We start from the raw sequence: 22,169 nt of genomic DNA, 5'->3' as shown, positions 1-22,169 counted from the left end.
CTTACAACAAACTTTAAGCAGCGTTATTTAGCTGGATTTCTAATTCATTCTGTGTTTCCGTCGGCAGTTCTGATAGAAAATCATATCCCGTAGCATCTTCAATAGCACGAATCGAGACTACGTATTTTTTCCACGACGAACCAACGTCATTATTGTTAGGTGTATCGATGGCAATAACCTCTGCTTCGCCAGCTTCGATGCGTTGCAAATCGTTGTCACCGTTTGGCAAAATAACCGCAATTTTCCAAATATGAGAAGGGACGGTTATGCGGCCGTGATCTATACTCTCAGCGGTGCCTTGCGTACCTTTTCCGCCTTTACCGTAAGATCCCATAATGACGTAAATCTCATTACCTTCTTCTACGCGTTTACGCAAATACATTTCAAAATTATTCCAGACACGCTGATTATTGTTAGGCGCTTGTGGAAGTATATTGATCATCAGAAAAGTCGATGCATTGGCTTCTTCTGACGTGAGGCGATCGGCAGAAGGACAGTGATGTCCTCGGTCAAATCCAGATCTAGTATAACTTTTCGATTGTACCTGATACCAGCTGTTAGGCAAACCATTATATTCTGAAAAAAGATTGCTTCGCGATGTATTATTTGCTAGTCGTTCTTTATTTACATGCCAACTTACCCAGTTGGGAATTCCTCGATCTGCATCATATGATAAAGTATAATAATGTAGATCAATCAGATAATTGTTTTTTAGTACGAAGGTGGTTTGTGCATTCGAAGGATTTCCTAAAAACATATTGCTGTTTTCGCCTGTACTTGGCGGTACGTCAGTACCTTTCTCGGTAGGAGTTTTTATATTTTTTCCGGACTCAGGCTTGGTTATCCAAGCAAGATCTTTGCAAGCGCCAGCTAGTAGAAAAAGTAATAGGATGAGATAGGGCGTGTAGGATTTCATCATTTGCAGACGAAGGTAAGCGTTTTTTCCGCTTTGTGAGCTTTGGTCGCAAACGTTAATGAATTATTGTTTACTTTTGCCTCCAGAAAGCAAACTGGCTCTATCGCTGCTCTACATGTAGAGAAGAGGAAAGTCCGGGCAACGCAGAGCAACACGCTTCCTAACAGGAAGGCGCATTTTTAGGGATGCGATAGAAAGTGCCACAGAAAATAGACCGCCTTTGCAAAAAGGTAAGGGTGAAAACGTGAGGTAAGAGCTCACGGCTTTGCATAGTGATATGTATCGCGGTAAACCTCGTGTGTTGAAAAACCAAATAGGTTGCAGGCTTCGGAAAAGGTGGCTCGCCTTTTGTCTTCGGACACTTGCAATGGGTAGGTTGATACAGTCTGTGTGCGAATGCAGGCGTAGATAAATGATAGAGGTCCGATCTAGGTTGGGCACAGAACCCGGCTTACAAAGTTTGCTTCTTTTTTGGATTTTATAAGATATATAGGCAGATTTCCTATATATTGACGATACTACTAAATATTTGTCATAGATGACCACAGTACTGATTATTGACGATGAAAGGCCAATCCGGAGTTCACTACGGGATATTTTAGAATACGAAGAGTACAAAGTACTCGATGTAGACAATGGCACCGATGCGTTAGAAATTCTGAAAAAAGAAAAAATTGACTTGGTATTGTGTGATATCAAGATGAATAAAATGGATGGGATGGAAGTATTGAGTACTTCTAAAACTTTCACGGATACGCCATTCATCATGATTTCCGGTCATGGTACGATCGAGACTGCGGTAGAAGCCGCGCGAAAAGGTGCGTTTGACTTTCTGGAGAAACCTTTGGATCTAAATCGCCTTTTGATCACGGTGCGCAATGCACTGGAAAAGGGCTCATTGGTGAAAGAAACCAAGGTTTTGAAGAAAAAAGTTTCTAAGACAAAAGAGATCTTAGGTGAATCGAGTGGAATCTCTTTAATTAAAGATACTATCGATAAGGTGGCACCTACGGATGCACGGGTATTAGTTACGGGAGCTAATGGTGCCGGTAAGGAATTGGTGGCACGTTGGTTGCACGAGAAATCCGAACGCTCCTCCGCGCCTTTGATCGAAGTAAATTGTGCGGCTATTCCTTCAGAATTGATCGAGTCTGAACTATTCGGGCACGAAAAGGGATCTTTTACATCAGCTGTAAAACAGCGGATTGGTAAGTTTGAGCAGGCCAGTGGTGGTACACTCTTCTTGGATGAGATTGGCGATATGAGCCTTTCTGCGCAAGCAAAAGTGCTACGCGCTTTGCAAGAACACAAAATCACACGCGTTGGTGGTGACAAAGAGATCTCCGTAAATGTACGGGTGATTGCTGCAACCAATAAGGATTTGCTTCGTGAGATTGAAGAAGGTAATTTTCGGATGGACTTATACCACCGATTGAGTGTGATTTTAATTCATGTGCCACCATTGAATGAGCGGAAAGGGGATATCCCAATTATCGCACGCGCATTCTGTGAAGAAATTTGTGGTGAATATAGCATGCCAGTTAAAGAGTTTACCAACGATGCGATGAAGGCCTTGCAAGCTTTGCCTTGGACAGGTAATATTCGCGAACTACGCAACATGGTAGAGCGATTAATCATCCTAAGTGGTAAAAATATAACGGCCAAAGAAGTGGAGTCTTTCGCAAATCCTTCGCAGCCTAATTCTAAAAGTCGCAAGATGGTAGATCTAGATGCATTTGATTCTATCGCAGATTACCAGCAGCACGCAGAATCGTTGTATCTCCATTTTCAGCTGGGGAAATACAATGGACGTAAGGATCTTGTGGCACAAGCCGTTGGCTTGTCGAGCACCGAATTAGATACTAAACTAAAGCTGCATAAGCTCGAACAATAGCATACACTCACCGCTGTACTGAAATCATCTTCTGAAGATTTTGAATGGATCAGATTGCGCCATTCGAGAATCGAGCGGAAGATGATTTTTTTTATTTTGTAACCGATTTGTTATCGATGTTATGATTCGAATTTCCTATCTTTCGAGTCATTTACCAATATAAAACAATTCATGAGTGAACACTTACTAGCTGCTGACTGGTCCGTGCATTACGGATCGAATTGTATAAAGCTATGTTATGAATAGAATGGATTTTCTTAAAAAAAGTGCACTCGCCGTAGGCGCGTCAACCGTATTACCACATGGAAATGTGTGGGCTGCCACATCTTCCGACTCCAGTGCCACTTTTAATCTCGATTATGCACCACATCAAGGCATGTTTGCAGCTAGCGCTGGCAAAAACTTTTTGGATGAAATTCAATACATGCATGATTTGGGTTTTCGTAGTATCGAAGACAATAACATGCCATCTCGCTCAGAGCGTGAGCAAACGCAGATCGGTGAGTTACTAGTCAAGTTGGGTATGCGCATGGGCGTATTCGTGGTGCCGAAGGGCGGCAACGGACAGAACACCTTGGCTGCTGGAAAGCAAGAACATCTCGATATTTTCTTGAAAGGTTGTAGAGAATCTGTTGAAGTGGCTAAGCGCGTCGATGCCAAATGGGTAACTGTCGTTCCCGGTGATTATGAGCGCAGACTACCGATCGGTGTGCAAACCGCCAATGTAATTGAAAGCTTGAAACGTGGCGCAGAGATCTTCGAGCCGCATGGTATCAGTATGGTATTGGAACCGCTTAGTGATACGCCAGATTTATTTCTGCGTTTTACCGACCAAACCTACGAGATCTGTAAAGCCGTGGATAGCCCGTCATGCAAGATTTTATACGATGTATACCATCAGCAGAAAAATGAAGGCAATCTCATCAAACTGATGGAGCTATGCTGGAGCGAAATTGCTTATGTGCAGGTTGGAGACAATCCAGGGAGAAATGAACCAACTACTGGTGAAATTAATTTCTTGAATATTTTCAAATGGTTGCACGAAAAAGAATATAAAGGCGTTGTCGGTATGGAACATGGTGTTTCTCAGTCGGGTAAGGCTGGTGAGGAGCGTCTTGTGCAAGCTTATCGTGCAGTAGATTCCTTTCGCTAAATCGTAAAATTGAATTGTTAACACATTGTTATAGATCTTTAGAATCTCGAATTTTTCACTATTTTTAAAAAACAATATTATAAACCACCTGTATGTCATTTGCTATTAGATTTAAGTTGTCTTTCATGATGTTTCTCGAATTTTTTATTTGGGGAGCATGGTTCGTAACCTTAGGCACTTTTGTCAAAAATAATCTACTTGCGTCCGATAGTGATGTAGGTCTTGCTTTTCTTTCGCAATCTATTGGAGCTATTGTCGCCCCGTTTATTATCGGCATGATTGCCGATAAATATTTTGCGGCGCAGCGTATTTTAGGCCTTTTGCACCTCATCGGTGCAGGTCTTTTGTACTATGCTTCTACCTTAACAACTTTCGATGACTTTTTACCGATAGTAATGGCCTATATGGTGTGCTTCATGCCAACATTGGCACTGGCTAATTCCGTTTCCTTCCGCCAATTGACGGATACCGAAAGACAATTTCCAGGTATTCGTGTTTTTGGTACAATAGGCTGGATCATTGCAGGCTTATTGATAGGCTGGTTATCTTGGGAAAAAACAAATTCGCTGCAATTGACCTTTATCTTAGCAGCAGTAGCTTCTGCTATCTTGGCCGTTTTCAGCCTTTTCTTACCGGATACGCCACCTACGAAGAAAAATGAAAAAACGACAGTTGGTGAAATACTAGGTTTGGAAGCTTTTGCTTTGTTAAAAAACAAATCATTCTTATTATTCTTCTTGTCATCAATCGCAATCTGCGTTCCATTAACTTTCTACTACAACTTTACTAATATTTACTTGAATGAAATTGGTATGCAGTCTGCTGCCGCGGTACAGTCGTTGGGTCAAGTATCAGAAACTTTATTCTTGTTAGTAATGCCTTTCTTATTTGTTCGTCTAGGCGTTAAGAAAATGTTGGGTATTGGTATGTTGGCATGGGTGTTAAGATATGTATTCTTTGCCTTCGGCGATGCTGGTCAAGGATATTGGATGCTGGTAATGGGTATTGTATTGCATGGTATCTGTTACGACTTCTTCTTTGTAACAGGGCAGATTTATACCGATAAGCTAGCAGGACCAAAAATTAAGAGTGCGGCACAAGGATTTATTTCATTAGCTACTTATGGAGTAGGTATGCTGATCGGATCCTTGTTGTCGGGCAAAATTGTAGAAAGTTATATTACGGCTGATGGTGGTCATGACTGGGAGACTATTTGGTTAATTCCGGCCGGAATTGCATTTGCCGTATTAGTGATCTTCTTGTTGATGTTTAGAGATACCACAGCAAGAAAAGTAGCTAATGCAGAATAAACAGTATTTGGGAAATTATAAAACACGAGATAATGGTACAAAGTAATACGTATGACGCAATTGTTATAGGTTCCGGAATCAGTGGCGGATGGGCCGCTAAAGAGTTGACGGAAAAAGGCCTAAAAACTATCATGCTAGAACGTGGACGTAATGTAGAACACGTAAAAGACTATCATGCTAATAAAGATACTTGGGAATATGAGCACCGCGGTGGTCGTACTAAGCAGATGGAAGAAGATTATCCGGTACTGCGTCGTGACTACGCCTTAAATGAAAGAAATCTTGATTTCTGGGTGAACGAGAAAGAGAGTCCATATACCGAAGAGAAACGTTTTGACTGGTTTAGAGGGTATCACGTAGGTGGTCGCTCTTTGATGTGGGGACGTCAAAGTTACCGTTTCTCGGATCTCGATTTCGAAGCCAATTTGAAAGATGGTCACGGTACCGATTGGCCGATTCGCTATAAAGATATTGCACCTTGGTACAGCTATGCAGAGAAATGGGCTGGTATCTCTGGAAATAGAGATGGTTTGGATGTATTGCCTGATGGCGATTTCATGCCAGCTATGCCATTCAACGCAGTGGAGAAAGACCTAGTAGAGCGTATCAAGAAAAACTATGGTAGCAAACGTCACTTTATCATGGGGCGTACGGCCAATATTACGGTTCCTCACCACGGCCGTGTCAATTGTCAATACCAGAATCAATGTTGGTTGGGTTGTAACTTTGGCGCGTACTTTAGTACACAATCGTCTACCTTACCTCCAGCTATGAAAACTGGAAATCTAACGTTGCGTCCTTTCTCTATCGTGACGCGTCTTTTGTACGATAAAGACACGCAAAAAGCAACAGGAGTAGAGATTGTAGATGCAGAAACAGGAAAAACGTATGAATACTATGCAAAAGTAGTATTTGTATGTGCTTCGGCATTCAACTCTACTTGGGTACTGATGAACTCGGCTACCGATGTGTGGGAAGGTGGATTAGGAAGTAGCAGTGGCGAATTAGGTCACAACGCTATGGATCACCATTTCCGTTTAGGAGCGAGTGGTCGTATGGAAGGTTACGAAGACAAATACTACTATGGCCGCCGGCCGACAGGATTATATGTGCCACGATTCCAAAATGTACCGGGTGATGATAAAAAACGTGACTACTTACGTGGATTTGGATATCAAGGTGCAGCAAGTCGTGGTCGTTGGTCTGGCGAGGTGGCCGAAATGTCGGTAGGTGGTGCTTGGAAAGATGCGATGACAGAAGCAGGCGATTGGAATGTCGGTTTTACCGCATTTGGCGAGATACTGCCATACCACGAAAACAAGATATCTCTAGACAAATCTGTGAAAGATAAATGGGGATTACCAGTCTTGAAGATGGACATGGAGATCAGAGATAATGAAAAGAAGATGAGACCAGACATGATGTCTGAAATGCAAGAAATGTTGGAATCTGTTGGTGCCAAAGATGTGAATACGTATGATAGTGGATATGGCTTCGGTCAAGGTATTCATGAGATGGGTACAGCACGTATGGGTACCGAATCCACCAATTCTGTTTTGAATAAAAACAATCAAGTTTGGGATGCGAAGAATGTTTTTGTGACCGATGGTGCGGCTATGGCTTCTGGAGCCTGTGTCAATCCTTCACTAACGTACATGGCGCTTACTGCGCGTGCGGTAGACTTTGCGGTAAGCGAATTGAAAAAAGGAAACCTATAAAAACAAAACACCTATAAACACTAAAAAACATGAGTGATAAGAATTCAAGAAGAAGTTTCATTAAGCAGGCAGCAGTTGCTGCAGCCGCTTTTACGATTGTTCCTCGTCATGTCTTGGGCGGATCGGGATTTGTAGCACCAAGCGATAAGCTAATGGTTGCAGGTATCGGTGTTGGCGGAAAAGGCGAAAGCGATATCAAATCTTTCTATGACAGTGGAAAAGCAGAGATTGCATTTCTTTGTGATGTAGATGATCGTCGTTCCGCAAAAACGAGAGGCCGCTTCCCGAAAGCCAAATATTATAAAGATTACCGTGAGATGCTCGACAAAGAGCACAAACATATTGATGCTGTTTCCGTTTCTGGACCAGATCACAACCACGCTATACACGCCTTGGCAGCCATGGAGTTAGGCAAGCACGTGTATGTTCAAAAGCCTTTGACGCACGATATCTGGGAAGCACGTGCGCTTACCGATGCAGCAAAACGCTATAAAGTAGTTACTCAAATGGGTAACCAAGGATCATCTAATGATGGTACGCGTCAAGTAAAAGAATGGTATGAAGCAGGTTTAGTGGGTGATGTACATACCGTATATTGTTGGACGGACAGACCAGTATGGCCTCAAGGTATTAAATGGCCACAAGGAACGGCAGAAATCCCTAAAGAATTGGATTGGGATCTTTGGCTAGGTACTGCTCCACAAAAAGATTATGTAGATCACTTGGTGCCATTTAACTGGCGCGGATGGTGGGATTACGGAACCGGAGCATTAGGCGATATGGGATGTCATTTAGTAGAAGTTCCTTTCAGCGTATTAGGCTTGCAATATGTGCAAGACGTACACGCTAGTGTAGGTACAGTATATGTAGATGAGTTCAAACGTGGGGTATTCCCAGAAAGTTGTCCTCCATCTAGTCACGCTACGATGACTTTTCCAAAAACAGATCGTACTGCTGGACCAGTTACTTTGCATTGGATGGATGGTGGTATTCAACCAGCACGTCCAGAAGAATTAGAAGCAAATGAAATCTTCGGAGATGGCGGCAACGGTATCTTGATGATTGGTACAAAAGGTAAAATATTGGCCGATACGTATGGAGAAAATGCGCGTTTGTTGCCTACTTCACGCAAAGAGCAAGTTGCCTTGAAATACGAACGCGTACCAGGGCAAGCTTCTGGTCACTATGCACAATGGGTAGAAGCATGTATCGCTGGGTATGGTAAGAAAGAGGTAAGTGCACCTTTCGAAATTTCAGGTCCTTTGACAGAGTGTTTGCTAATGGCTAACTTAGCTATCCGTGGTGCCGATATGAACATCGATGGCAAATACCCAGGTCGTAATCTGAAATTGTTATGGGATAATGACAATATGAAAGTAACAAACTTTGATATGGTCAACCAATTCGTGAAGCGTGAATACCGCTCGGGCTGGGAAATGAAATATAAGTTTTAAGCATTAAAGAACATGAATAGAAGAGAAGCCATTCAACGTGTAGCACTACTGATGGGAGGCGCCGTAATCGGAAGCAGCCTATTTTTAGAAGGCTGTACCAGAACAGCGTCCAAGGAAGTCGCTTCACTTTTTGAAAAAGACACGATGAATCTTTTAGGAGATCTAGCGGAAGCGATCTTGCCTAAAACCTCTACGCCAGGAGCCAAAGAGGCAGGCGTAGGAGAGTTCATCCCAGTCATGATTCGTGATTGTTATTCGCCGGAAGATCAAAAAGCTTTTATGGAAGGTCTTGGTAAAATCGATGAACGTGCTAATGAAAAGCACGGCAAAGATTTCCAACAACTAACACCGGAAGAGCAACTCACTTTCGTGAATGACTACGATAAGGAAGCGAAGGAATACCAGAAGAACAAGAAAGAGGAGGATTCTAATCACTTCTTCACGATGTTGAAGCAACTGACGCTTACCGGATTTTTCACTTCTGAAGTGGGTATGAAGCAAGCATTGAATTATGTGAAGATTCCTGGTCGTTATGACGGAGAATTTCCATATAAGAAAGGTGATAAAGCTTGGGCGATCTAAGGTGATATCTGTTTTTTGACCTTACTATAATATTAAAACCTCCGGTATTTGTACTATCGGAGGTTTTAATATTGACTCTTATGCAATAGGCGGTACGATCTTTTATTGTTTTTAGATCCGTTCGTACAATTGATATAATATTATTAAAAGAAAATCTGCGCACCGAGCACATATTCAGATCCGCGTCTAAAGATGGTATGGGTGATATTATCATACATTGGACGATTATCATACTGGAGAACGATTTTCGTACGATGATTATCGATTAGAAAATTTAAACCAGCCTGATAGGTATTTCCCCGCTCATTAACTGCTTCGAAGTCGCGAGAGTACACGGAAGCGAAAGGCTGCAAACGGATAGGGAAAATGTTTGGCAGTAAATATCCTGCCTGAATATACCAAGAATCTCCTGTCCCGGCAAAGGTCTGGCTATTACCAAAACCTATTTCCCGCTGTCCCGTAAAATTTGGATCACCCACTCCAGGATTTATTAACCCGAAATTGCGTAAATAATTTGGACCCATCTTAGAATTAATATAAGAAACATAGGTGGTAACCGCTGAACCTTTTTGTCCGAAAGGGAGATCCAAAAACAAGTCGACTCCCAGAATTGTAATCGGGTGATTGTCAAAAACACCTTCAGTTAATTGAGTTTGTGTTGCATTTGCTGCCGTGTAGAATCCTGCACCTATATTAAATATTCGTTTGCTTCCTAAATAGTTCTGGACAAATACGGAGTAATCTTGGCGCTCCCTTTCTAGAAAGTTGTAGGATACGTATCCACTGTAAGATAGGTTTCCGTCTCTGTTATTATCTACAGCTGGACCATCAAGAGTTGGTACAAGGTTTGTAGCAAAGGGGTTATTGGCAGCAAATCTATACCCTATATCACTCCAGCGCCCCTGAACGAAAACTCCCAATTGCCTGCCGAACTGATCTGTCTGGTCAATGATTGCCGGTGCAGGCATGGCATCTAATGTTAATGTAGCGATGGCAGTGGAGTTGTACAGTCGACTGACACCATTCCACCCATGTAGTCCGGCGCCTAGCACTATCGTAAATTCATTATCTTGTCCACTACTGTTTTTTTCTGGAATAAGAGAGAATTCGTTGTATGCATCGTGTACATAAAATTGAGGACGTTTTCCCGCACCATTGGAACCTGTACCATTGCCTAAACCACCGGTATTAAAGGATTGATTGTTTACGCCAGCATGTAGCAACATTCGGTATCGTGATGATAGGTTAAACATGGCCAGACCACGAACCCTTCGCAACGTCAGATCAGTGGTATATCTTTCGGCTGAGTTATTCACCAGAGTTCCGGGGTTATTTTCAATGCTGCGTATCCAAATCTGGTTCCAAAACATAAATCTAACGTACTGTGAACCGGTACTGTTGAGGTTTACCTTTAATTCTTTTACATCTTTTTCTTCATTATTAATAGGAGGCATATCTGAAAGCTCTACCCGATCTTGAGCTTTCGTAGTTTGACTTAGTATCAGACTAAAAATACCAAGGATGACTGATGTAACGTGTTTTTTATTCATCTTTTTATTGGTTAGTATTAGTGTATTTATAAGACATAACATTCCCATGTCAGTTCATAAGTGCTTTTTGCACCCATCACTCACAATGGCGTTCTTCAAAATTTATGATACGGTTTTGTACTAAAGAAAGGTGGGCACGCAAGCGCGTGTCACAACCTCTACTTTACTTTCTAATTCCGAATATGGAATATCTACAACTTATACTTCTGTGTGCCAACTTTTGGAATAGGACTCATCTGCAATTACCTGCCCTTCAACAGTTAATAAAAGTGGACGAAATGTGTCGATCATCACTGCAAGTTCTTCTGTACCTGTTTTGCCGATGCTATTTTCGACAGTACCGGGATGAGGACCATGTGGTATGCCGCCTGGATGTAATGTCAGCATACCTCGCTCAACGTGGCTACGACTCATAAAATCTCCATCTACGTAATACAACAACTCATCACTGTCTATATTACTGTGATTATAAGGTGTAGGTACCGACTGTGGATGGTAATCATATAATCGTGGTACAAATGAACAAATGACGAAGTTGTGAGCCTCAAAAGTCTGATGTACAGGTGGTGGTTGATGTATACGACCTGTTATGGGTTCGAAATCATGAATGGAAAATGCATATGGGTAGCAGCATCCATCCCAGCCTACGACATCAAATGGATGCGTGGCGTAATGAATAGGGTATAGCAGACTTTCTTTTTTTGTATAGACAATAAAATCTCCATGCTCATCGTGATCCACCAAATTTTCGGGTGTGCGAATATCGCGCTCGCAGAATGGTGAGTTTTCCAGCAGTTGACCATTTTTGCTTACGTATCGCTCTGGATACCGGATCGGGGTGAATGATTCTACAATGAGCAGGCGGTTTGCGTCATCGTCGAAGTGTATCTGATAGATGGTTCCGCGGGGTATGACTAGGTAGTCGCCATAAGAGAAGCTCAATTCGCCATACTGCGTCAATACTTTACCCGTACCTTCATGTACAAACAACACCTCATCTGCATCAGCATTTTTATAAAAATAAGATTGAGAACCTTGTTGTGGCGCTGCTAATGCGATGTGAATATCATTATTGTATAGGATCGTTTTGCGACTTTCTAAATAATCTTCTTCTGGCTTAATATTAAAACCATTCAATGCACGGGCTTTCATTAGATTGCTTCCTTGGGCAACTACTGGTCTGAGGTTTCTAGGCTCATCCACTTGCACTACGGCGGTAGGGATATAGTGGTGATAGAGCAGGGTAGAATCATTTGAAAAACCCTCTGTCGAGAAAAGCTGTTCGGAGTAAAGACTGCCGTCAGCTTTCCGAAATTGGATATGCCTTTTATTCGGCACCTGTCCTCTTTTTTGGTAGTGTGGCATAATTTTTTGATTTATTTTTAAATGATATAATTTTAGTTTTGCGTTTCCCAATGCAGAATGATCTGCCAAGCCTCCGTTAGCTTTCCACCATCCAGTAATTGTGCGATCCGTTCTTCGTAAGCTTTTGCTGCTCCATGCTTATGAAAGATAGGATCATCAAACGCATCATTCCGAGTGGGAATAACGGATACATTGGCCAGCTGCCCACGGTGATTCCCGGTAAGAATCTTACTATGAATCACTTTTTCAGGGAGATTGTCTACACCAATGCCCAATTCGGCCGCAGGTTTAGGAATTGAAAAGAGATATTCCGGTTTGACATCAATGTACCAGTCACCACCTAAACGGGCAACCTGTCGAACTTTCAGTGGGTTGATGCGTCCAGCCTCATCTAATACTGATTCATCTAGGTGCATTTTCAGCACTTCTGCTATCACCAGTATTCCGGCTCCACCTTCCTTACCAAGCTCTTTGATATCAGTGACCCTGCATTCCATTTTTATTTTACTTTCGGCAACAAGAGGTGGCTTTATAACGCCGGCATTTTGCATGGTAAAACCCGCTTTCAAAAACTCATTTTCATCCGATGCATATTCACAACTTGTAAGACTCATCTGGTGAATCATGTCATAATCCACGATATTAATTCCGACCTCAGGTACCTCTGTAATATTGATATAACTGTCTTTCAAAGTGTTTTTGCGACCACTACGCGACGGACTAAATACCACGATGGGAGGATTGGACGAGAAAACATTGAAAAAACTGAACGGACTTAAATTAACTTGTCCTTGTATGTTAATAGTGCTCGCGAAGCAAATAGGACGAGGGGCTATCGCATGTTGCAAATAGTGCTGAGCTTCCGGCACGCTAAGATTTTTAAAATCTATCGTCATGATAATTTTAATTTGGATGCCAAGAGAGATAGGTTGCTAGGATCTGCTACGATGGTATTTTGCAATGTACCTAACCCGTCGATTGACATTTCTACTACATCGCCTGGCTGAAGCCACTGAGGCGTATAATTCGGCTCGTGAAGCAAGCCTGTACCATTCAGTTCCAAAAAGCAACCTGTGCCTACTGTGCCACTGCCTATTACATCCCCCGGATAAATGGAGGTCCCATAAGCACAACGTTCCAGAATTTCACTGAAAGTCCAGTCCATATCTGACATGTTTCCTTCACTCACCTGTTTTCCATTAACATGGCATGTCATTTTTAGATCGTAGCTGAATCCTATATGTCCCGGTTTGCAGCCTACTTTATAAGGCTGCAACTCATCAGGAGTCACTAGCCAAGGACCAATCGCTGTACAGAAATCCTTACCTTTTGCGGGACCTAAGCTTAGTTGCATTTCCTCCATTTGAAGGGTACGAGCACTCATATCATTCATGATCATGTAACCACCAATATATTTTTCAGCGTCTGCCGCCTTAAAGTTTTTCCCCTCACGACATACTACAATAGCAACTTCCAACTCAAAATCTAGCTTTTCAAAATGATCGGGCATGCAAAGTATTTTTCCTGGACCCTGAATACTACGGTGGTTTGTAAAGTAGAAAATCGGAAATTGATCGAACTCTTCAATCATTGGTACGTTCCGATTGCGTCTAGCAGCCGCAACATGTTGTCGGAATGCATATCCATCACGACAGGAAGGTGGCTCAGGTACAGGAGCTAACAAGTTCAGTTCGTATGCATCATAACCCGAGTTCATCTTTTTATCGGCGATAGCTTTTACCTTCCCAATGTTTAAATCCCAATCCTTCAAAAATTCATACATGGATTGCGGTATGGATGTATCCGCGTCATGTAGATCGACGATTACACCATCAAGATACAATCCTAGTTTGTGTTCATTCTTAGTTTGATATGTAACTAATTTCATATTATGTATATTTACAGTTTATTTGCTGGGGATGCTGCTGGAGGAAGCTCATCATCATAATCGTCATCATGCAACTTGTTTTGATACGTTTCCGGTACCCAGCCCATATTAACTACAATAGCTGTCACGATCATAATTACGGGGTACACTAATGATACAAATGGCATTAGAAATGGACCAAAAATAGCGGCTCTTCGTAAAGCTTCGCCGATAAGAGTTGTCGATCCACCTAGTACACCATTACCAATGTTATAAGCAAGCGCCATGCTAGTATATCTAATTTTGGTAGGAAATAGCTCAAGCATAAAGATACCCATAGGACCGTAAACCATCGCGCTGGCAAAGCAAAGGATGAAGGATAGGCCTGCTAGTTTCAGCGTGGTGACGAATGATATAGCATGTGTTACCTGTAACCCATCAGGGTTTCCGATTGCTCCGTAGCCATAAAAGATAATGGGTAGTGCTATTGCACTGAATATAAGACCAGGAACGATAACCTTTTTTCGACCTATTCGATCACTTAGGGCAGAGAAGTAATGAAAAAATGGTACGGAAAACATCGTGGCAATACCAAGAATGAGGATGCTACTTTTCAACTCAATATATGCCGATCGCTGCAGAAAAAATAATGTTAAAAATTGAGCCGATTGCATAATTGTAGCCTGTGCTGCATTTCCGCCAAAAACAGCGAGCATGATTAGACGAAAATTTCCTTTAGTAGCAAATGTTTCCTTGACCGGATTAGTACTAACATTGCCAGCAGTCTTTAATTTTGTATAGATCGGGCTTTCTCCCAATTTTTGACGGATATAATAACTAACCACCACCAACAGTGAGCTTAGTAAGAAAGGTATACGCCAGCCGTATGCTTCAAAGGTTTCGGCAGTCATAAAATATTCTGTTGTGTACACTACTGCCAAACAGATGAGTAATCCTAGTGGGATTGTAGCTTGGATGAATCCGGTATAAAAACCTCGCTTTCCTTTTGGTGCATGCTCCGCAACATAGATAATGCCTCCAGCATATTCGCCACTAACCGCAAGTCCTTGGCACAAACGTAAGACAAGTAACATCATTGGAGCTAGCCAACCTGCCTGATTGTAGGTTGGAATACAGCCGATGAGAAAAGTCGCACCCCCCATGAGCAGTAGCGATAGTAAAAATGACTTCTTACGGCCGCTTTTATCACCAATAAAACCGAAAATAAGGGAGCCAAATGGCCTGATAAGGTAAGATGAAACTACAATGGCCAATGTCTCGAGAAATTTCGAATCACCGTCTGGAAAAAGATGTCTGCTAAGGATAGGAGATAAGATGATCGCCAAGAGAAGGTCGTACCATTCGATGAGGCTTCCAGTTGCTGAGGCCATTATGACCGTTTTAAGATTTTGCTGCTTAGACATTTGTTATAATGGTTATTACTTTATTAATGTGCGTTCTAATGTAGAGGTCACTGCTGTTTACAATTGCATTTGGAACAAAAATGGCATCTCACGTCTGGGTCAAGCTAATTTGACTCATTTTGAGAGGTCTTTGCCAATGAATTAGTAGTATGTCGATAAATATTATATGATAAAGCCCGAAAAAAAGGAACTTTTCTCATTTTTTTAAATCGATTTACAATGAATGATCATTTCGATTTACCTCTCACTAATTTATTTTCGTTGTATTACTTCAGTTTATAAAAGTTCACGTGTATAACAGGTCCACGCGCCGCTTGTGACGGATAATATCGAATTCGTGATCGAATTGATTAACTTTCGTAAAACTAAAGATAGTGGTGAGTGAAAAAAAGGTAATTAAAAAGAAAATAATGGTAAAAATAGTAGAAGGCTAACGTGAGATGCGGCGTGCCAATTCTTTATCGCGTCTGTAAAGCGTAGGAGATACACCGCTATGTTTTTTAAAATACTTAGTAAAATTGGTGGGTTCGTCAAAGCCAAGACTGAAGCTGATTTCTTTAACGGATTCCGTACTGTAGTTCAGCATGCGGCGAGCTTCCGTGAGCATGTATTCAATAATGTATTCTTTAGGCGTTTTCCCTAAGGCAGTAGCACTAATCTGACCCAAGCGTTGTGTTGACGTATCCAGTATTTCCGCATAATCTTGTACATTAAAATGTTCTCGGTAATTTTTGGCTACCAAGCTTTTAAAAGCCATTATATCCTGAAAATCTTTACGAACCATGTCTTTTACTTGTTGTATCACTTTTCCCCGTTCCACAAATAGAATGAGATTATATAGCATGTTGAAAAGGATTGCATGCTGAAATTCATCAGGGTCTTTTTTTAACTCTTCGGATAAGCTACGAAATATGGTCTGTACTTTGATATGTGCCTCTTTAGACTGTATGCTTTTTACTTGTGCGTAAGCGCTGTTGAAAATATTTAATATAGGGAAGAAGGCGCTTTGCGGAACGAAATCTTCCGTAAACGCTATAATTTCACCTTCAAATCCTTGGTGACTATCGAAATGGTGAATTTGGTCAGGGGCTAAATAGATTAATTGATTTTTCTGGATTTGGCAAAGATTCTGATCTATGTGATAGTCAAGGATGCCGTCTGTCACCCAGATCATCATGAAATAATATGTTCGATGTGGTCTTAGTAAAATCTCCTTTCCAATGTCTATATGCGAGTCTAATGCTGAGACAAATAAGTTCTGACCAGAATTTGAGAGCGGCTTGAAGGCTAACGTTTCGATGGTTTTCATTTAAAATCGCTGATTTTATCCATGCATATTTATACAATTTAAAAAAAATACTGCTAACATTAAGATGAAACTTTTGCTTGTCAGCAAATCGCTACACCCCAAGATTTATGCTCGGTCTCTAACTAGGCGCCAACAAGCCATCTGTTAGAAGTTAATGATGAACTCTAATTTTACTACCACAAAAGTATGAACACTAAACGCGTGGAATAATTTTACTATTTAGGTAAAAAAATTTATATATAAGAATATTTGCACCAATTTTGCGAACGATTAACTACCATTTCAGGTATACTGAGTATGTTTCATTATTTTTGGTTTCAAATTTGATGTTGGGAGGTCATCCTACCTTACGTATATTTTATATGATTGCATATTTTAGTCGTTTGCTCATAATAATGAGTTCCTGCTTTTTGCTAAGCGGATGTTTTGATATAGTCGAAGAAGTGGCGCTCCAGTCTGATGGTAGTGGTACGATTAAAGCCACCATAAACCTCAGCAAAAGTAAAAACAAGGTAGCATCTCTGATGAAATTAGAAAAGGTGGATGGTATGAAAATCCCGAAACCTGCAGATATTCGCAAAGAAATGACCGAAATCGTCTCGATACTACAGAAAACTCCAGGTATATCCAATGTGCAACATTCGCTAGACTTCACAAATTTCATCGGCACCTTGTCGTGTAAGTTTACCTCTGTCGAAACCCTGAACGCATTTACCCGTACTTTATCTAAGCAACTCGCAGTCGATATTAGTGGCTACTCCAGCTTTGCCTACCAACCTAAAACCGGCGTTTTTGAACGTAAATCTAACTCTAGTCCAGAAGCCAAGAAAAAATTGGAATCATTAAGCCCAGAAAGCAAAAAAAGCTTCAGTGATGCCTATTATTCCGCTATTTATCGGTTTGACAAACCGGTTAATTCTGTTTCCAATGCGCAGGCAAAAATCTCTCCCAATAAGAAAGCAATTATGATGAAAGTGCCTGCTCTACAAGTCATAGAAGGCCGAGTAAGTCTATCCAACAAGATTCAACTAAGTAATTGATATAAGTAGTACAATTTCATATGAAAATTAAATCTATCATAACGGCGTTTTTGCTGTTGCAAACCATCCTGTATGTGCAAGCACAGGATTTGATCAACAAGGTGCCAGCAGAGGCCAATGTGCTCATTACGGTAAATACCAAGGCGGTATTCAAACATCTCGCAATAGATGATGTCAATACTTTTTTCAAAAAAGTAGGTGTATTCGATTCAATCAGTGCGACTGGAAGTGACACATTTAATAAACTCGAAGATGTAGGGATTGACTACGATGCAAAAGCCTATTTTTATATGCAATCTACCGATAGCGTACAGTTCTTTGGTGGATTGTTACCCTTGGTGGATGCCAACAAATTTGAATCTCTTCTCGGACCTGATCGTCAGATAGAAATGATCAATGGCTTGAAAAGCATTTACAATAAAGATCGCACCATTCGCGTAAGCTGGGACAACAACACCGCTTACGTATTAGGCGCAAGCTTCTTTGAGCACTACTTTGAATCGCCCGAAGTACGCGAACGCTATATGCTGCCAGAGCCAGTAGCAGAAGCTTATCCGTCCTATGATTATTTGCCTGAGTACGACGAGTATGCGTACGACGCAGCGATTCCAGTTGATTCTGTCTACACAGAATACGATGATTGGGCAGCTGATACTGCCGTAGCAGCAGATTATTGGGATGACATCGCCGACACGGTAGCTGTTTTATCAGATACTTCCGAAGTTCAAATCATTACCGTAGCACCACCTCAATTGCCGGAGATGTACGATGAAGTCGATTCTGTACTCGGCCAAGAAGAATATGCAGATGATTACTACTTGAATTACCGCCGTTATACGACCACGCGAGATTCCATGATCAATACCTTATTGAGCCAATGGATTGATGAGCGTATGCAAGAAATCACAACGGGTGCGATTTCTTCTTATGCCAAGAAACATAAGGTCGGAAAGATGGGGGATGATGTGATCGCCGACCTTCGCTTGCAAGATTTTGGTGCAATATATCAATCTTATCTGCCAGCACACTTACTTTATAGTGTGGTAGGCATAGGGAAGATGCCAAAAATAGATTATGGTATCGAGATGGTGAGCGGACAAATGGTTGTCGAGGGCAATAAGCTAGTGATTCGTGGCGATGCTACATTGGATAAGGAGATGAGCCGCTACTTCAAAGCGATCTATTCGAGAAAGATGAATCGGAAGTTCCTTCCACATCTAAACGAAGATATTCTTGGTTTTATGTCTTTTGCGATGGATACCGAGGCTTACATCAAATATATGCCACAGATCTTCCAGCGGTACTATGGGCCGATGGCAGGTCGGTATGATAAGTATGTCGACCTTACGGCATTATTCTTCGATGTTATTCTCGACGAAAAGGCCATTGGAAAAGTATTCAAAGGCGATAACCTCTTGGTTTTACACGGTGTAACGCCAGTAGAAGTGAGCTATACGGACTATGTGTACGATGAAGACTATAATTATCAGGAAGTAGAGAAAACCAAGACCGAACAGGTGCCAGACTTCCTGTGGATGTTTTCTTCGGACGATACCCGCATCTTCGAAAGATTGCTTGAAGCGGGACAGGGTGAACTAAAGATAGAGAATCTCAATGGCGTATATGCGCTACCAAAGTCATACGGATCGGCTTTGCAGTTGTATTTCTTGATCAAAGACGGAATCGTATTCGTAGGTAGTAATCAAGAGAAAATGCAAGAGATCAATACGAATAAGTATCAAGGAAAAGGATACAAGCCATACATGGATATCGCTAAAAAAGATGCATTTTCAGTTTTGTTCAACACAAAAAAGGCACCTGAACTGTTTGATCGAATGGATATACCTGTAGAGCGTCAATTGCGTTCTACGGTAGAAGAACTCGGACAGTACGGCGACTTTACGGTAAGGTCTTCGGGCATTAAAGGAAATAAAGTTTCTGCCGAGCTATCTATTGTTTTTCCAGATCGCAAGGGCAATGCATTGGCATTCTTATTTGATTTGTTGAATGAGTTTGTTCCTACTATAAAATAAAAAACATGAAAAGATTTGTACGAGTAATAGGTTGGATTGTAGTGCCATTTGGCGTAGTTGCCTTGGCGCTCATTCTTTTCTTCTCGTACAGACAGATACGTTCGCAATCACAATCGGTGCATCGCGATGCCACCGCAATTTTGGAAATCAAATCGGATCAAATTTTCCGAGAATTGGCAGGCAATGCTTTGTGGCATCCAACCGCTTACTTTGGAAGCGCACGAGATACCTCAGCAAGCACGGAGCTTCGAAAGCTACGTCCTTGGAATTTGGGTGTTTCTTTGCCCGCGAATCTCTATTTTTTCGATACACCTGCCGGTGGAGCGGCGTATTTCAGTATCCTTCCGATAGATGATTTATCGCGCCTGCAGCAGGTATTCTCAATTATCGGATTGCAGGTCGATCTGCAATCCGATAATTCAAATCTATGGTCTGGAAGTACAGAAAACAAAAGCTTTTATATTGTTGCCGACGTGCAACATGTCGTTTTCGCGTGGAACCCTACCAAAACAGACGGTATAATAGAAACCATGCAACAACTTCTGAATTCACAAGATGATCTTATAGAAATAGCTGCTCTGAAAAAGAAACGTTCTAAATCTGCAAAGGGAGATGTGATTTTTTGGCAGCGAGGCAAAGAGACTTTCTGGTCACTGGATTTTAGTGCTGGTAAAATAACGGTAACAGCATTGCTCGATGATGCAGCACGAAGGTTTAGTAATAAGCCTATCGGCACGACCTTTCCAGATGATAATATCTTGTCGATGCGACTTCAGGCAGACATTCGCCCTTGGCTAGTGCAACACCAAGAAATGCTGCAAGCACAAGGACTTCCTTGGCAAGATATCGAGCCTTATCTAGGTAATTACTGGGAGTTGCAGTGGAAGAATGAGGCCGTGATACAGGCAGATACCATCATTACATACGATTATGATGACAATTTTGAAATGGTGGAAAAGCGTGAATTGCGAAATGAAACCGTCCCTGCTATAACATTCTCCTTCATGGCATCGCCACATCTCTTGTCGTACTTGCCAGAAAAGATGTTTTATAAATTTTATAAAAATCAAGCCGGCCAATTGCTACGTTTGAGCACCAACAGCTCGACAACCGATCGGTCGGAAGAACTCGTGCCACAAACGGATCTATTCTATTTGCGCTATCAACAACCCGAAGTATGGGCGGCACCGATACCACTGCCCACGTGGTTTACGAAAATTCAACAAGCGACGGCAACAGGTACACGCCAGACGGAGACGAACGTGCTCTTATCAGGAACGGTCGAATTCAAAGATGCAAATCTGCATCCTATCAAACAGTTGTTGGATTGATGATCAGACGGTTTACGTGTTTTTAAAGACTGGAAGGATAGTACACATGGCACACAACACAATTCCAAACAAAGAGAATACGCCGTACGAAAAACGTAAGCTCGACAATTCTGCGATGTAACCAATCAGCGGTGGGCCGATCAAGAAGCCGAGGTAACTCAAACTAGAAACCATCGCCAGTGCCATACCAGAAGAAATGGTTGGATGTTTTCCAGCTACGGAATACACTACGGGCACATTGCACGCAACGCCAAGGCCTACGAGCATAAAACCCAAAGTGCTTGCTATCAAACTAGGGTAGCAGACGGCAATTGCCATTCCCACAAACATCAAGATACCGCTACCTTGCAGCATCCGTTGTCGACCAAATCGCGAAAGTGCTTTATCTCCAACAAATCGAGCCAAGGCCATCATCACCATAAATGCCGCATAGCCCAACACAATTAAGCTTTTTGGTGCATGAACGACTTCATCGAAATAAACACCAGACCAGTCAAACATAGCGCCTTCGGTAGCCATGCTGCAGAATCCAACAACACCTAAAGAAATCAATAACTTATCGGGCTTAAAGGCAAAACCGCCTTTTTTAGTTTGTATGCCCGATGGCGGTGCCAGATATTTCCTGTTCAACAGATTCAGCGTCCATACAATACCGGTAATGATTAGAAAATGCGTCTCTATGGAGAGCTTCAGCGTCATACATAATAAGCCAATCAATGCACCCGTAAAGCCAGCAATGCTCCACGTGCCGTGAAAAGATGACATGATCGACCGCTCATAAATCCCTTCGGCCAATACGCCTTGTGTGTTTACGGAGATATTGCACATATTGCCAATAATGCCGAAGAAAAGTAGCGCAGCCCCCAAAGCCCACATATTGGGTGCAAGTGCAATCGTAAAAAGGTTGGCTACATATAAGAAACCAACGATGGGAAGCAAGCGGTGACTGCCATATTTTGAAACTAAGCGTCCGGACAAAGGCATAGTCAATAACTGACCGATTGGAAGCATGAGCAATACTGTACCTAGTTGCGCTTCCGAAAGTCCTAAATGCTGTTTGATAGTCGGGATTCTACTTGCCCAAGAAGCAAATGCAAGTCCTTGACAAAAATAAAAGGCAGCTACGGCCAGACGGATTCTACTCTTATTCAGCGAAATGTCTACCGTATCTTGGTTGGCGTTGGATACCGTCATGATGTTTTATAGATGTGCCGCAAAGGTAA

Annotated in this window: 17 protein-coding genes and 1 other RNA gene; 10 read left to right on the top strand and 8 right to left on the bottom strand. The window is 41.9% G+C overall.

The window, feature by feature from the left end; all coding sequences use genetic code 11:
• Window positions 1-13: 13 nt before the first annotated feature.
• The gene (locus AC3IRT_RS11065) at window positions 14-919 is read right to left on the bottom strand and encodes a DNA/RNA non-specific endonuclease (protein ID WP_489393312.1); all 906 of its coding nucleotides are present in this window, start codon (window positions 917-919) and stop codon (window positions 14-16) included.
• An 84-nt stretch (window positions 920-1,003) separates the two neighbouring features.
• On the opposite strand from AC3IRT_RS11065, the gene rnpB reads away from it, so the two are divergent.
• The 7 genes from rnpB to AC3IRT_RS11030 all read left to right on the top strand — a co-directional run bounded on the left by rnpB (window position 1,004) and on the right by AC3IRT_RS11030 (window position 9,027).
• An RNA gene (gene rnpB, locus AC3IRT_RS11060) (RNase P RNA component class A) lies at window positions 1,004-1,386 on the top strand.
• 68 nt (window positions 1,387-1,454) lie between these two features.
• Window positions 1,455-2,810, top strand: coding sequence for a sigma-54-dependent transcriptional regulator (locus AC3IRT_RS11055; RefSeq protein ID WP_489393311.1), 1,356 nt, complete (start codon window positions 1,455-1,457; stop codon window positions 2,808-2,810).
• 238 nt (window positions 2,811-3,048) lie between these two features.
• Window positions 3,049-3,963: a hydroxypyruvate isomerase family protein gene (locus AC3IRT_RS11050; protein WP_489393310.1), complete on the top strand. Its 915-nt coding sequence runs from the start codon at window positions 3,049-3,051 to the stop codon at window positions 3,961-3,963.
• A 92-nt stretch (window positions 3,964-4,055) separates the two neighbouring features.
• Entirely contained in the window at window positions 4,056-5,273 is a 1,218-nt protein-coding gene (locus AC3IRT_RS11045) for a nucleoside permease (protein ID WP_489393309.1), read from the top strand.
• 32 nt (window positions 5,274-5,305) lie between these two features.
• Window positions 5,306-6,991: a GMC oxidoreductase gene (locus tag AC3IRT_RS11040; protein ID WP_489393308.1), complete on the top strand. Its 1,686-nt coding sequence runs from the start codon at window positions 5,306-5,308 to the stop codon at window positions 6,989-6,991.
• Window positions 6,992-7,020: 29 nt separating this feature from the next.
• Window positions 7,021-8,445, top strand: a complete 1,425-nt coding sequence (locus tag AC3IRT_RS11035) for a Gfo/Idh/MocA family protein (RefSeq protein WP_489393307.1) — start codon at window positions 7,021-7,023, stop codon at window positions 8,443-8,445.
• 12 nt (window positions 8,446-8,457) lie between these two features.
• Window positions 8,458-9,027: a gluconate 2-dehydrogenase subunit 3 family protein gene (locus AC3IRT_RS11030; protein ID WP_489393306.1), complete on the top strand. Its 570-nt coding sequence runs from the start codon at window positions 8,458-8,460 to the stop codon at window positions 9,025-9,027.
• A 143-nt stretch (window positions 9,028-9,170) separates the two neighbouring features.
• Here the strand turns inward: AC3IRT_RS11030 and AC3IRT_RS11025 are convergent, their stop codons facing one another.
• From AC3IRT_RS11025 to AC3IRT_RS11000, 6 genes are all read right to left on the bottom strand, one after another.
• Complete coding sequence (locus tag AC3IRT_RS11025; protein WP_489393305.1) at window positions 9,171-10,577, bottom strand: hypothetical protein; 1,407 nt, start codon at window positions 10,575-10,577, stop codon at window positions 9,171-9,173.
• Window positions 10,578-10,775: 198 nt separating this feature from the next.
• A complete protein-coding gene (locus tag AC3IRT_RS11020; RefSeq protein WP_489393304.1) occupies window positions 10,776-11,942 on the bottom strand; it encodes a homogentisate 1,2-dioxygenase in 1,167 nt (388 codons plus the stop codon).
• A 32-nt stretch (window positions 11,943-11,974) separates the two neighbouring features.
• Window positions 11,975-12,838: a flavin reductase family protein gene (locus AC3IRT_RS11015; protein WP_489393303.1), complete on the bottom strand. Its 864-nt coding sequence runs from the start codon at window positions 12,836-12,838 to the stop codon at window positions 11,975-11,977.
• Window positions 12,835-13,830 carry a fumarylacetoacetate hydrolase family protein gene (locus AC3IRT_RS11010; RefSeq protein WP_489393302.1) on the bottom strand — a complete coding sequence of 332 codons (996 nt, stop codon included), beginning with the start codon at window positions 13,828-13,830 and terminating at the stop codon, window positions 12,835-12,837. Before AC3IRT_RS11010 ends, AC3IRT_RS11015 begins: the two co-directional genes overlap by 4 nt.
• A gap of 11 nt (window positions 13,831-13,841) precedes the next feature.
• Window positions 13,842-15,233 carry an MFS transporter gene (locus AC3IRT_RS11005; protein WP_489393301.1) on the bottom strand — a complete coding sequence of 464 codons (1,392 nt, stop codon included), beginning with the start codon at window positions 15,231-15,233 and terminating at the stop codon, window positions 13,842-13,844.
• Window positions 15,234-15,663: 430 nt separating this feature from the next.
• Window positions 15,664-16,542 (bottom strand): AraC family transcriptional regulator, encoded by an 879-nt coding sequence (locus tag AC3IRT_RS11000; protein ID WP_489393300.1) that lies wholly within the window; start codon window positions 16,540-16,542, stop codon window positions 15,664-15,666.
• A gap of 395 nt (window positions 16,543-16,937) precedes the next feature.
• On the opposite strand from AC3IRT_RS11000, the gene AC3IRT_RS10995 reads away from it, so the two are divergent.
• Genes AC3IRT_RS10995 through AC3IRT_RS10985 form a run of 3 tightly spaced genes read left to right on the top strand, consistent with a single transcriptional unit; the run spans window position 16,938 to window position 20,946 of the window.
• Window positions 16,938-17,582 (top strand): hypothetical protein, encoded by a 645-nt coding sequence (locus tag AC3IRT_RS10995; protein ID WP_489393299.1) that lies wholly within the window; start codon window positions 16,938-16,940, stop codon window positions 17,580-17,582.
• Window positions 17,583-17,602: 20 nt separating this feature from the next.
• Window positions 17,603-19,615 (top strand): hypothetical protein, encoded by a 2,013-nt coding sequence (locus tag AC3IRT_RS10990; RefSeq protein ID WP_489393298.1) that lies wholly within the window; start codon window positions 17,603-17,605, stop codon window positions 19,613-19,615.
• Window positions 19,616-19,620: 5 nt separating this feature from the next.
• On the top strand, window positions 19,621-20,946 hold the full coding sequence (locus AC3IRT_RS10985; RefSeq protein ID WP_489393297.1) for a hypothetical protein: 1,326 nt from the start codon (window positions 19,621-19,623) through the stop codon (window positions 20,944-20,946).
• 12 nt (window positions 20,947-20,958) lie between these two features.
• On the opposite strand, the gene AC3IRT_RS10980 is transcribed toward AC3IRT_RS10985, so the two are convergent.
• On the bottom strand, window positions 20,959-22,140 hold the full coding sequence (locus AC3IRT_RS10980) for an MFS transporter (RefSeq protein ID WP_489393296.1): 1,182 nt from the start codon (window positions 22,138-22,140) through the stop codon (window positions 20,959-20,961).
• Window positions 22,141-22,169 lie beyond the last annotated feature (29 nt).

The sequence above is a fragment of the Sphingobacterium sp. KH_072 genome (assembly GCF_057837975.1).
This window is presented reverse-complemented; position numbering and strand designations above follow the sequence as displayed.